The sequence below is a fragment of the Vibrio hyugaensis genome (assembly GCF_002906655.1).
GTDB classification, from domain to species: Bacteria; Pseudomonadota; Gammaproteobacteria; order Enterobacterales; family Vibrionaceae; genus Vibrio; species Vibrio hyugaensis.
This window is the reverse complement of sequence record NZ_CP025795.1, coordinates 1950804-1962977: the sequence shown is the minus strand read 5'-3', so window position 1 is coordinate 1962977 and position 12174 is coordinate 1950804. Positions and strand designations below refer to the sequence as shown.

General features: G+C 48.1%; 16 protein-coding genes. 10 read left to right on the top strand and 6 right to left on the bottom strand.

The genetic code is table 11. The features are described from left to right. The first annotated feature begins 129 nt into the window (after positions 1–129). Positions 130–966 (top strand): YdcF family protein, encoded by an 837-nt coding sequence (locus tag C1S74_RS25790; protein ID WP_045398805.1) that lies wholly within the window; start codon positions 130–132, stop codon positions 964–966. Positions 967–981: 15 nt separating this feature from the next. On the opposite strand, the gene C1S74_RS25785 is transcribed toward C1S74_RS25790, so the two are convergent. Both C1S74_RS25785 and C1S74_RS25780 read right to left on the bottom strand, forming a co-directional pair. After that, on the bottom strand, positions 982–1641 hold the full coding sequence (locus C1S74_RS25785; protein WP_038868264.1) for a hypothetical protein: 660 nt from the start codon (positions 1639–1641) through the stop codon (positions 982–984). 261 nt (positions 1642–1902) lie between these two features. Next, on the bottom strand, positions 1903–2163 hold the full coding sequence (locus C1S74_RS25780; protein WP_038876511.1) for a putative hemolysin: 261 nt from the start codon (positions 2161–2163) through the stop codon (positions 1903–1905). Positions 2164–2391: 228 nt separating this feature from the next. On the opposite strand from C1S74_RS25780, the gene C1S74_RS25775 reads away from it, so the two are divergent. After that, a complete protein-coding gene (locus C1S74_RS25775; RefSeq protein WP_005443683.1) occupies positions 2392–2910 on the top strand; it encodes an NUDIX hydrolase in 519 nt (172 codons plus the stop codon). Positions 2911–3313: 403 nt separating this feature from the next. On the opposite strand, the gene C1S74_RS25770 is transcribed toward C1S74_RS25775, so the two are convergent. From C1S74_RS25770 to flgA, 4 genes are all read right to left on the bottom strand, one after another. Next, a complete protein-coding gene (locus C1S74_RS25770) occupies positions 3314–3991 on the bottom strand; it encodes a lytic transglycosylase domain-containing protein (protein ID WP_045398948.1) in 678 nt (225 codons plus the stop codon). Positions 3992–4037: 46 nt separating this feature from the next. After that, the gene (gene flgN / locus C1S74_RS25765; protein ID WP_009705036.1) at positions 4038–4475 is read right to left on the bottom strand and encodes a flagellar export chaperone FlgN; all 438 of its coding nucleotides are present in this window, start codon (positions 4473–4475) and stop codon (positions 4038–4040) included. A gap of 22 nt (positions 4476–4497) precedes the next feature. After that, positions 4498–4779, bottom strand: coding sequence for a flagellar biosynthesis anti-sigma factor FlgM (flgM, locus tag C1S74_RS25760; RefSeq protein WP_045398946.1), 282 nt, complete (start codon positions 4777–4779; stop codon positions 4498–4500). A 138-nt stretch (positions 4780–4917) separates the two neighbouring features. Further along, positions 4918–5715, bottom strand: coding sequence for a flagellar basal body P-ring formation chaperone FlgA (flgA, locus tag C1S74_RS25755; RefSeq protein ID WP_082039032.1), 798 nt, complete (start codon positions 5713–5715; stop codon positions 4918–4920). Positions 5716–5793: 78 nt separating this feature from the next. Between flgA and flgB the strand changes: the two genes are divergently transcribed. From flgB to C1S74_RS25710, 8 genes are all read left to right on the top strand, one after another. Further along, positions 5794–6156, top strand: a complete 363-nt coding sequence (flgB, locus tag C1S74_RS25750) for a flagellar basal body rod protein FlgB (RefSeq protein WP_005432433.1) — start codon at positions 5794–5796, stop codon at positions 6154–6156. 2 nt (positions 6157–6158) lie between these two features. Then, positions 6159–6593: a flagellar basal body rod protein FlgC gene (gene flgC / locus C1S74_RS25745; RefSeq protein ID WP_005432431.1), complete on the top strand. Its 435-nt coding sequence runs from the start codon at positions 6159–6161 to the stop codon at positions 6591–6593. Continuing rightward, a complete protein-coding gene (flgD, locus tag C1S74_RS25740; protein WP_005535962.1) occupies positions 6593–7279 on the top strand; it encodes a flagellar hook assembly protein FlgD in 687 nt (228 codons plus the stop codon). The genes flgC and flgD overlap by 1 nt, the downstream gene beginning before the upstream one ends. A gap of 26 nt (positions 7280–7305) precedes the next feature. Further along, positions 7306–8505, top strand: a complete 1200-nt coding sequence (gene flgE, locus C1S74_RS25735; protein WP_045398801.1) for a flagellar hook protein FlgE — start codon at positions 7306–7308, stop codon at positions 8503–8505. 12 nt (positions 8506–8517) lie between these two features. Further along, entirely contained in the window at positions 8518–9249 is a 732-nt protein-coding gene (gene flgF, locus C1S74_RS25730) for a flagellar basal-body rod protein FlgF (protein WP_005435899.1), read from the top strand. Positions 9250–9553: 304 nt separating this feature from the next. After that, complete coding sequence (gene flgG, locus C1S74_RS25720; protein ID WP_045398800.1) at positions 9554–10339, top strand: flagellar basal-body rod protein FlgG; 786 nt, start codon at positions 9554–9556, stop codon at positions 10337–10339. 32 nt (positions 10340–10371) lie between these two features. Beyond that, positions 10372–11043 (top strand): flagellar basal body L-ring protein FlgH, encoded by a 672-nt coding sequence (gene flgH / locus C1S74_RS25715; RefSeq protein ID WP_005435900.1) that lies wholly within the window; start codon positions 10372–10374, stop codon positions 11041–11043. Next, positions 11043–12164 carry a flagellar basal body P-ring protein FlgI gene (locus C1S74_RS25710; RefSeq protein ID WP_038895878.1) on the top strand — a complete coding sequence of 374 codons (1122 nt, stop codon included), beginning with the start codon at positions 11043–11045 and terminating at the stop codon, positions 12162–12164. Before flgH ends, C1S74_RS25710 begins: the two co-directional genes overlap by 1 nt. The last annotated feature ends 10 nt before the right edge of the window (positions 12165–12174 follow it).

Sequence of the window (12174 nt, the reverse complement as noted above, 5' to 3'; positions counted from 1 at the left end):
TCTGCGGACCTTTGTTCAGGTCTCTAGAACGACATTGTTAATTAGATGTTAATGCCTGAAAGAGTATTGGCAAAGCAAATTTTTGTATACAAATTGTTCGCTAAAGTATGAGTAATTGAGATCTGGGTAATGAAGTTAAACAAGGTAGTGATCATTCTAGGTAAGCGCTTAGTGCACGATCAGTTGAGTGCTGAAGGCCGATCACGCGTGGAAGCGCTGTTGAACGTTTTAAACGAATTTTGCTTTGAGACGACTGCCTTGGTTTTTTGTGGCGGTGTGACTCAAGGACAAACCGACTCAGAAGCGGATGCGATGTACCGCTACTTTTGCCAGTTAGCCAAGACTAGGGAAATCGATTTTCCTGAGCAGCAGGTCATTATCGAGAATCGTTCACTCAATACGGTGCAGAACATGCAAAATGCTGCTGCGGAATTATTGAGAAGTGGTCTTTGCGAGGCAGGGCAAACCATCGAAGTCACATTACTCTCCAATGACTATCACCTAGAGCGCATCATCGAGATTCAAACCTTAATGGATGAACAGGGCTTATTGCGCGTCTTGAAGTCGCGCTGTGCGGACATGGGGGTAAAGCTCAATATTCCACTCGATCTCTCGCATCATGTGAGTGTGCCTTACCCCAATACAGGCGTTTTAGCGGAAGCATTTTTGTTGTTTGATGAACTCACGACTTACCGCGTGTATCTCGAGGGAGTTAAGCGTGGAGCCTTTGAACGTGATCTCGCTGAGGTACGAGCAAAGCCTTTAGCCATTGGTCTTAGTGCGATAGAAAAGCTTCAAGCGCTCGATTTAGAGCCTGAAGTGCGAGAGCTAATTGCAGAGATGAAAAAGGCCATCGAAATGACGGCCTTTGATGATTCAGTGGTTGCAGCAGAGCAAGCGTTGGCAGTATTTCATCCGATATTAACGGCGTTGAATCTGCAATTTGACCCCGAAGCGAATGGCTAGTTAAGCAACTTCAACTTACTGACGCTTAAGTTCGCGACGTGTGCGTACCGCACTCAGCGCGATTAGGCTGTAACACAACAGCTCCATGCCTTCTTCTGAGATGTTTTTCACATCGCGTACGTAGTGCTCGCCCATTACGTGTTGCCAGAAGCTGCCCATGCCGTATAGGCGAGAGAACACCAACAACAAGATCACTGAGCCGATAAGTAGCTTCATGTAAGGTGATTGTAGAATGGTTGCCATTTCGTTCACGGTGCCTTTACCACCTTGGTACGCTTTCGCACAAGCCAGTGCCGCTAACGCAAGGGCAGGAAAGACCCAAGAACCGTGGTGGATCATGTCAAACCAGTAATCCATTTCACGGATCATCAATACCGCAAAAAAGCCTGAAATAAGTATCGCGGCATGTGAGACATGAGTCTCTTGTTTAGACATGCGGAAGAAAGACCAAGATGCAACCGCCAGCATGATCAATTGCAGTGTTTCAGTAATAGAGGTTTCGCCCAATGAAGAACCTAATAAAACGTAGTCCACTCGGATACTTAGGTTGACTAAAATACTGATGGCAACAATGGTGAGTGCACTTAGCATCGACTTATAGATGATGCGTTTTGATTCTTCTGTAATGACGTTCGTTTGTGCCGATTCGGCCTGCTTAACAGTATTTGTTTTCATCCTGACCACCCGCTCCGATAAAAATGTGGAAAAAACGTGAAATTTCGTGATGTGTGCAAGGGATTTTATTGACCACTTGGAAAGTAATGTCAGGGAAATGTCAGAATAAAACGCCGTTCGATATCGTATCGCTATGCGGTAAGGCTGGTGGATAAAGGGCTAAGTATCAGAATGTAGGGAAATTTACGGTAAACAAAAAGGAGCTTAACGCTCCTTTGTTGATAAAATTGTAATCTTAGATTGCGCAAATGTTAACGTTGTTTACGACTCGCCATCTTCTTTGTGGTTGTTGCGGTAGTATTCCCACTGCTCAAAGCGCTCGTTTTCAGACAGTTGGCAGTAAGTTACGCGTTCACCATTTTCCGTTACTGTATCTAGCTCGCCGCCTTGCTGTACGCAGTATACCGCTGCTGGGTTTGCTGCTGATGTGTATTCATTTGAGCGAGTCGCACCTTCATAAGTTGAACAACCTGCCAACACCATCGCTGCTGCCACTGCCGTTACTAAAGTTGTCTTTTTCATTCTTGATCTCCGCATGGGATTAACGAGTAGTGTGTTGATTATAGGAGAGTTTCAGAAAAATATTGTCTTATGTTTGTTAAAAGCACGACGCTTGTAAGGGAATTCTGTGCAATTTTAGAATTTGCTCACTGTTCGCCTATATTTGTTTCAGACGTGCTCAAATTGAAACTTGGGAATGCGCATGAATTTCGGTAGTATGCGCGCAAAACATTCACAGCGGAATCTGCGATGAGACATTTGAAAACCACCACGCACCCAGATATCGAACATCTGGATGACAAAATCATCTTCCAACGCAATGCGGCGCGCGCCATTGTATTAGATGGTGAAGATGTCCTGCTTCTTTACACAGAGCGTTACCACGATTACACCCTGCCTGGCGGTGGCATCGATGACGGTGAGGATGTGATTGCAGGTTTGGTTCGTGAGTTGGAAGAAGAAACGGGTGCGAAGAACATTCACAACATCAAGCCTTACGGTATCTTCGAAGAATTTCGTCCTTGGTACAAAGACGATGCCGATGTGATGCACATGACGTCTTATTGCTACACGTGCAAAATTGACCGTGAGCTAGGTGAAACGGCTTATGAAGATTACGAAGTGAAGAACGGCATGCGCCCAGTTTGGATGAATGTTCACGACGCGATCGCGCACAATGAAAAGACGATGGCGGAAAGTCCGAAGAAAGGCATGAGCATTGAACGCGAAACCTTCTTGCTACAACTTATCGCAAAAGAGTTGTTGTAACCCTCCTCAGATCAAAATTGTAACTTCCCAGCAATAAAAAAGTCCGAGCTCCCCCCCGGAACCCGGACTTATTCCAGACGCGCAAGCGAAGCGTCATCTTGATATTCTGTTTTTTGTATCAATCTGTGAAAACAATAGCGGCTTTATATTTGTTGTGTAAATAATTAATAGGTCTAACTATTGGTTTTCACTTTATTTGCACACGTAATGTGATGGATATCTAGTCAATATACAAGTGCAAGTTGGTAAATTATCAGCAAACCACTGCTCTTTCTTATCTTTGAGATACATTACCGTAACTTTTATGCACGCGTTTGCATCGAGATCACGAGTTTGCAAATTGGCAGAACAGGATCTTGTAATTTTACGTGCTTCTAACATTGGTGGAATTTAGTGAGAGTGTTCACAATTCCACGAGTGGGGGCAATCGACTAAGGTCTATAAGCGGTTCGGCGTAGATGGTGGAATGGTTTGCAAACAAAAGTAATGGCTGGAAAGAATCGGTACGCAATTGCTGTATGTTCACCAAACGTTCCAACGCGTAAAAGCGATTGACGTATTGCTGAGTCTCTTTCGGCAAAGTAAGTGCCGTGAAATCTTGGCTGCCTGCTTTTTTGATGGCACGTGCAACGCGACCTTCACCTGCGTTGTAAGCGGCCAGAGTGAGCGCAATATCTTGATCAAACTTGTTATACAGAAATTCTAAATATCTTATGGCGGCTTGAGTGCTGGCTTTGGTATCAAAGCGCTCGTCTTGCTTATCGCTCACTTGCAAGCCAAAGCGCGTCGCTGTAGCAGGAATCAGTTGCCATAAACCGGCGGCATTGGCGTGTGAGACTGCTTTCGGGTTGTAGGATGATTCCAGCATGGGCACTAACACCAAGTTGGCGGGCAAAGACTTTTGCTTAAGCTGTTTGAAAATATGTTCGAGAAGCGGGCTAACGGAATCGAGACGTTGGGTAATTTGCGTTTGATATGGCGCGAGCACTTGATATTGTTGATTGATAGTGACTTCATGCGGCTTGGCCATCGTCATTGGAGACAAGCACATCACGCACAAAACAAAAAAGCCCACAGCAATCGACCGGGATGGCGGTAGACTCTGCAGGCAAGGCGAGAATCGTTGTTTAGAACGAACGCTCTTCATAAGTGTGTTGCACAGGTTGTTTGAGTTGACTGACTAACTCTTGGAACGCTGCAGAGCTTTGGCCATTGCTCTGATTGTCCTGTTGGCATTGTTTCACCAAGGATTCCAACAGCGTCCATTGTTTTCTCGCTTGCGTACCAATCTTGGCTGGCAAGGCATTGAAAATACGATTCACACTGGTCTCATTACAAGGCAATCCGAGCTTACGCATTAACTGGCTTCTTTCACTTGCAGAACGACCAAGCTGATTCAAAATCGGCATTTGTTTTTGAATGTTCTCGCTTAGTGCCTCACCATCGAACTTCAAATACAGTGCTTTTTGCTGCTGAATCAGCCCCAACAATTGCTGGTAGAGTTTGATGTCTTCCGAAATAGAACGAACAAACTGCTGAATATGCTGTGATGCCGCCGTTGCCATGCATGACTCCTAATGCGCTGCGTTACTCGTGACCGGTGTGAAATTGCATTACTGCTTTGGATAATGCTTTGGTATCTAGACTCAGTTCACCACGTGCTAATGCATTACGAATTTGCTCAACCTTTGCCATGTCTACGTCTGGCAGGGACTTCATTTCTGCTTGAGCGCGATCGATCGCAGCAGTGTTCGCTTGGAATGCTGGCTCGTTAATTTTGCTCTGTGCGATGGTGTCGATTGGCTTTTTACTCGCCTGCTGGAATTTAGTTTGTGGGACATGACCGCCCGCGACTTTGTCGATTTTCATGCTGTTGTCCTCAATCATCATGTTCTAAATCGAATAGGCGACTAGGGTGTGATGAACATTAAATATTTATTTTTTGTACTCGAAGTTCACCTGCGCTGACGAGTGCCTAAATCGAAAAATGATAACCTGAGTCCAAAATCAAAATTGGGTATGCACCTGATTGAGCCCCGTTACAACAGCGCGTATCACCTTGCCAGAACTGGTGTTTTCTACCTCAATCTGCTGACCTTTCTTACCTTGTTCTAAAGCGACCCCCTTGGTGCTGGCACTAAATCCATCTTTGCTGGCGATGATGATCACTTCGTTGCCTTTCTCGATCAGCGGTGGAGAGCTTAAGTTGGTTGGGTCAATGATTTGACCTGCTCGAATGCGGCGGGTGGTCACAAGTCCAATGGCTTGGTTTGCTTTCGTGTAGAAATCGTCTTGGCGTGAAATCGTGCGTGTTTCTGATTTTAAGTTTGAGGCTGAGAGGGTTTCGTTGCGGTCAATTGTGCTGGTGGCGACCAAAACAGGAAGTGTCACCGCCGATTTGATTGTGACATTGATGCGCCATGGAGAGCTCACCGCCTCACAACTGACAGCACGTTTTAAATTGCCAACAGGCAACGGGCGATTATCGCGTCCTGTGATTGCCAAAGGTGCGTCACAAACCGGTAGATGATTGGCAGAGCTTGGCACCCATATTTGATAATCGAGTTGGTAGTTTCCCCATTGACGTGAGTGTGCTACTTGCGCCACTTCTTGCTCAAACTGCTCGCCGACAATGGCTTTTAACTCGTCTGCGGTTAGGTTTTTCTCATTCGCTAAAGCACTGACTGAGCTTGCACTCAAAGCCAAACCGCAAAGCAGCATGATTGAGGAAAATCGACCTTTCCCCTTGGTTTGAATGGTTTCCGTAAACCGGAAGCGAGGCTTCCTTCCTTGTTTGTAATTCATTGATATATATAACTAAATTTTATGGCATGCATCTTGTTTTGATCTTGGCGTATTCGAGCCGACTTTAAGGAAAGATGCATGGCGATCACATTCGAAAATGCGTTAGGTGTACATCCAGAGGCACTCAATTTTCGCGTTCAGCGTACCAAAGTCCTCGCCAGTAACCTAGCAAATGTTGATACCCCAGGGTACTTGGCAAAGGACCTAAGTTTCACCACCGTGATGAACCAAATGTCAGCGGGCAGTGTGAACAAACCGGTGCCGAAGTTTCAGGTTGAGGCGCAATATTCGGTGCCTTACCAAAACAGCAAAGACGGCAACACTGTGGAATTGGGCGTTGAACAAGCCAAGTTCACACAAAATAACATGGACTTTCAAACTAGCCTGACGTTTCTCAACATGAAATTCAGTGGCTTGGCGAAAGTGATTGAGGGACGTTAAACATGTCATTTACTGATATCTATTCGATCACTGGCTCGGCGATGACGGCGCAAACCGTTCGCCTGAACACGGTAGCCAGTAACCTTGCCAACGCAGATGCGGTGTCTGCCAATCCGGATGATGCCTACAAAGCACTCAAACCTGTGTTTGCCACTGTGTATCAGAAAACGCAGATGGCGACGGAAAACGGTGTTTATCCGAATGCGGAAGTGCGCATTGTAGATGTGGTGCAAAACGCAGGTCAGGCAGAAAAGCGCTTCGAACCCAACAACCCGTTAGCGAACGACGAAGGCTACGTGTACTACCCAGACATTGATGTGGTGTCAGAGATGGCCGACATGATGTCCGCAACGCGCAGCTTTGAAACTAACGTGGAAGTGCTGACGAATGTGAAAAGCATGCAGCAAGGTCTGCTTCGACTAGGGCAGGGCAATTAATGAGTCTCGCACAATACACCGCGCTCTCTTCTGACGCACCAGTCGCAACTACCGCTAGTGGTGATACTGGCGGCATTTCAGCGAACCCATCGGATATGAACAGCGCAACGTCACTGCAAAACGAGTTTATCTCGCTCATGGTGGCGCAAATTCAAAACCAAGATCCACTTAACCCGCTTGATGGCACTGAGTATGTCAGCCAGCTAGCGCAATTTTCGCAAGTTCAAAGTACTGAAAACATGTCGATGCTGATGCAAAACAGCATGGTATTGCTCGACAACATGCAGGTGCTTTCAACGGCTGGTTTGGTTGGTCAAACCGTGTACGTCTCTTCAAACGAGTTTGAACTTGGTGAAGGCGTGCAAAGTGGCAAGGTCGAGCTTGAACACGGTTCGAACCAAGTGACATTAGTCGTCAAAGATGAGTTCGGCCAATCAACCAAAGTGCCTTTAGGTGCACACGGTGCGGGTGACGTCGAGTTCTCGATCAATCCAGAAGAGCTTGGTTTGAAACCGGGTAAATACACCGTTGCGGTGGAAGTTCAAGAAGGGCAAAAGAGCCCAAATGTTTTGCTGGCAGGCACGGTTGAGCAGGTACGAATTCCTAGCTCAGGTGGCGCAGCACTGGTCAATGTTCAAGGCGTTGGCAACGTCCCTTTCTATCAAATCACTCAGTTTGGTGCTTAACCAAATAAGGAAATCAGAGGTTATTTATGAGTTTTAACATCGCACTTAGTGGTCTGGACGCGACCAACACAGAGTTAAACACCATCAGCCACAACATTGCCAACGCATCAACGTACGGCTTTAAAGGTGGACGCACAGAATTTGCAGCGGTTTACAACGGTATGCAACCGGGCGGCGTAGAAGTGGCGTCGATTTCTCAGAACTTCGATAAAAATGGTTCGGTGACAGGCACAGGCCGTGCAATGGACTTGGCGATCAACGGCAGCGGCTTCTTCGTGACGAAAGATCACATGGGGCAGATGCTTTACACTCGCGCAGGTGTGTTTGGCACTGATAAGAACAACTTTGTGACCGCAAATAACGGTGCCAAGTTGCAAGGTTACAGCGTAGACAACAATGCGAACCTTCAAACTGGCTCTGTTGGTGATATCAAAGTTTCGACGTCTTCACTTAACGCAAAAGCGACCGACAATCTGGACTTTGTGGCGAACTTCGACGCAAGCGCAACGGCAGTCGACCAAGCGATTTACCCATTCGATTCTTCCGATCCAAACTCATTCAACTCTTCTTACACCACTAAGGTGTACGACTCACTTGGCAACTCGCACACAGTCACTCAGTACTTCACGAAGACATCAGATAACGAATGGCAAGTGAACGTGGAAGTCGACGGTGCACCAACGACGCCAGCAACGTCTCAAACGGTTCAGTTCAATACTGACGGCACGCTAGCTTCTCCAACAGGTTCTTTCAACGTTGCATTCCCAGCAGCGGGCGCAAACGCAATGAGCATTGATATCAGCTTGAACGGCAGCACTCAGTTTGGCGCTGCGTTTGGCGTGAGCACCAACAACCCGAACGGTTACACCTCTGGTGAGCTTGCGGGCGTTCGAGTGGAAGACAACGGCATGGTTTACGCGACTTACACCAATGGTCAGTCTCAGCTGCAAGGTCAGGTTGTGCTTGCGGATTTTGCTAACACGCAAGGTCTATCGAAAGTGAGCGGCACGGCTTGGACACAAAGCTTTAGCTCAGGCGCGCCAATTATGGGTGTTCCGGGTACGGGCACATTGGGTGACTTAACACCGGGTGCGCTAGAAGGCTCTAATGTTGACTTAACCAGCGAGTTGGTTGCGCTTATGACGGCGCAGCGTAACTACCAAGCGAATGCGAAAACCATTTCGACCAACGACAAGCTAACTCAAGCTCTGTTCAACGCGGTGTAATGGGAGAGTCGCATGGATAGCTTGTTATTTACTGCCACGTCGGGTGCGAGTCGAGTTCTCAAAGCTCAGCACGTACGTTCGAACAACTTATCGAACGCTGACACCGCAGGTTTCCGTGCCGATATGGAACGCGTTCGTAGCGTTGAGCTACAAGGTGCTGGCTTTGATGGCCGCACCATGGTGGTGACCAACTCAGCCGCAACGCGTTTTGATTCTGGCGACATCATGAAAACCGGTCGTCCTCTGGACGTGGCGATCATGGGCGAGGGCTACCTCACCGTCGAAACGCCAATTGGCAATGAAGCTTACACCCGAGCGGGCAACATCAAAGTCGATACCTTTGGCGCAATGAGCATCAATGGTTTCCCTGTTGTCGGTGAAAACGGACCAATCGTTGTGCCTGATTTTCAGAAGATTGAAATCAGTGAACGTGGCCGCGTTTCTGTGATTCCTCCGGGTGGTGGTGCAGAAGTGGAAGTGGGCACCTTGAAGATGGTGAAACCACCAATCAACCAACTGCAAAAAGAGAGCGACAGCTTGCTACATAGCGTAGATGGTGTGCCTTTCCCAGCGGATGAAACCGTGCAGCTTTCTCCAGAGCACATTGAGGGCAGTAACGTGTCTGCCATTGATGAGTTGCTGAGCGTGATGTCGTTGACACGTAACTTCGAAATGCAAGTCCGCATGATGAAAACCGCAGAAACCTTGGCGCAAGCCGGAAACAAATTGATGGCGGCGAGATAACCCCTTTATACCCAAGTAACCTCAAGATGCTAGGTTCAGCGAGAATGACTTGGTTTGTAGACGCGGCGGCGATTTAAAGGTCTAGTGGGCCTAAATCAAGAATCGGCAACAAAGTATACAAGCCAAGACAACTCGCCCTTCGGGAGCGTGTCATTGACCCGACTTCTGCGTCAAACAACTTGGAAAGAGCTGGCTATTACACTGCGTTGTTTTCCTTGATCTCGAATCAATGACAGCGCTCTGAATCCTGCATCTTGAAGTCACTTGGGTATATAAAGGAATTCTCGTCCAAAGGAGATAACCAATGCATTCAGCATTATGGGTAAGTAAAACGGGCATGGCAGCTCAAGATACCAAAATGACTGCCATCTCTAACAACCTAGCGAACGTTAACACGGTCGGCTTTAAGCGTGACCGCGTGGTGTTTGAAGACTTGTTTTACAGCATTCAGCGTCAGCCGGGCGCGCAAGTCGACCAAGTGAATGAACTGCCAAGCGGTGTTCAGCTTGGTTCCGGTGTTCGCGTAGTCGGTACGCAGAAAGTCTTCACTCAAGGCAACACACAAAATACCACTCAAGAGTTGGATTTAGCGGTGATGGGGCAAGGCTTCTTCCAAATCGAAAACTCTGACGGTCAGATCATGTACACGCGTAATGGTCAGTTCCACATCAACTCAGAGGGTTTGATGGTCAACAGCCAAGGTTTGCCACTAGAGCCACAAATTCAAATCCCAGACAACGCGATTTCGTTCTCTGTGGGTGTGGATGGCACGGTAACAACCACATCGGCTGACGACCCAACGCCGCAGCAACTGGGTCAAATCACGCTGGCGAAGTTCATCAACCCAGCCGGTCTAGAAGCCGTTGGCGGTAACTTGTTCCGTGAGACAGAAGCAAGTGGTCCTGCGGATGAATTAATTGCAGGCGAAGACGGTGCGGGCAGCATCAAACAGGGCGCTTTAGAAGGCTCAAACGTGCAGGTAGTGGAAGAGATGGTCGACATGATCATCACTCAACGCGCGTATGAGATGAACGCCAAAGTGGTTTCTGCCGCAGACGACATGCTGAAGTTTGTCGCGCAATCGATGTAAGTAAGAAATTGGTGATGATGAAGGAAAAAGCAATGAAATGGCTTTCGAAGAGTTGGGCAGTTGCCGTCGTGTTGCTGGTGGGATGTGCAGGGCGTCAGGAGTTTATTCCACCTGAGCCAAACACAGAGGAATACGCGCCGCCAGTGCTGGATTACACCTTGCCAGAAGCCAAATCCGGCAGCCTTTATCGTCACCAATACACCATGACGTTATTCCAAGACCGTCGCGCTTACCGCGTGGGCGATGTCTTGACTGTGCAGCTTTCTGAAGAGACCGAGTCCAGCAAGAAAGCGGGCACCCAGTTTGGTAAAAGCTCTACCGTCGACTTTGCTACGCCAACCATTGGCACCAAAACCATTGATGAGTTGGGGGTGAGTATTGATGGTAGCCGTAACTTCGATGGCAGTGCATCCAGCTCGCAAGGCAACAAGTTACAAGGGGCGATCACCGTGACGGTGCATGAGGTACTGCCAAATGGCGTGCTTCGCATTAGCGGTGAAAAGTGGCTCCGACTCAACCAAGGCGACGAGTTTATTCGCCTAACGGGCATTGTGCGTGTTGATGATATCAACCGCAGCAACCAAGTGTCTTCTCAACGTATTGCGGATGCTCGCATTACCTACGCTGGTCGTGGCGCATTAGCCGACAGCAACGCAGCCGGGTGGCTGACTCAGTTCTTCAACAGCCCATGGGTACCATTCTAATGAAGCCAATCAACGCATTCTTTACTTCTTTCCTATTGGCTCTGACCTTGGGACTTCCTGCCACTTCACAAGCTGAAGTGGAAATTCCGATCATGGACTTGGTGGATGTGCAGGGCATCCGAGAAAACCAATTGGTCGGTTACGGTTTAGTAGTGGGCTTGGCCGGTCAAGGCGACCGTAACCAAGTGAAATTCACCGCCCAATCGATAACCAACATGCTGCGCCAATTTGGTGTTCAGATTGATGACAGCATGAACCCAAAATTACGTAACGTTGCGTCCGTAAGTGTTACCGCATCCGTTGACCCAATGGCGGGACCGGGGCAGACATTGGATGTAGTGGTTTCTTCTATCGGTGATGCGAAAAGTTTACGTGGCGGCACGTTACTGCTGACGCCACTGCGCGGTATCGATGGTGAAGTGTATGCCATTGCTCAAGGTAGCGTGGTTGTTGGCGGTTTGTCAGCCGAAGGCAGAAGCGGCTCTAAAGTAGAAGTAAACACACCAACCGCGGGTCGCATTCCAAACGGAGCTACGTTAGAGCGAGAAATCGAAACCGACTTTAACCAACGCGATGAAATTACTCTGAACCTGCGTAAACCTAGCTTCACCACGGCGAAAAACATTGCCCGTGAAATCAACAATACCTTTGGTCCAAACGTAGCGAAAGCGATCAACAAAGCGCGTGTCGAAATGCGTGCACCAATGGACACCCAACAGCGTGTCACCATGATGTCGATGTTGGAAGAAATGAGCGTGGAAGAAGGTCGCAAACCAGCTCGAATCGTCTTCAACTCACGTACGGGTACGGTGGTAATTGGTAAGAACGTTAAGGTTGGTGAAGCGGCAGTAAGCCACGGCAACCTGACTGTTCGAATCTCCGAGTCTCAACAAGTCAGCCAACCGAACGCGTTTGCTGATGGTGAAACCAAAGTCGTGGATCAAACCCAAATCGAAGTAAACGAAGAGCAAGCGCAAATGGTGATTTGGCCTCCGGGTACGGAACTGAACACCATCGTCAATGCCGTAAACAGCTTGGGTGCAACGCCAACGGATCTGATGTCGATTCTGCAAGCATTGAACGAAGCGGGCGCGCTGAATGCTGAGCTTGTGGTGATTTAAGGAGTTAGCG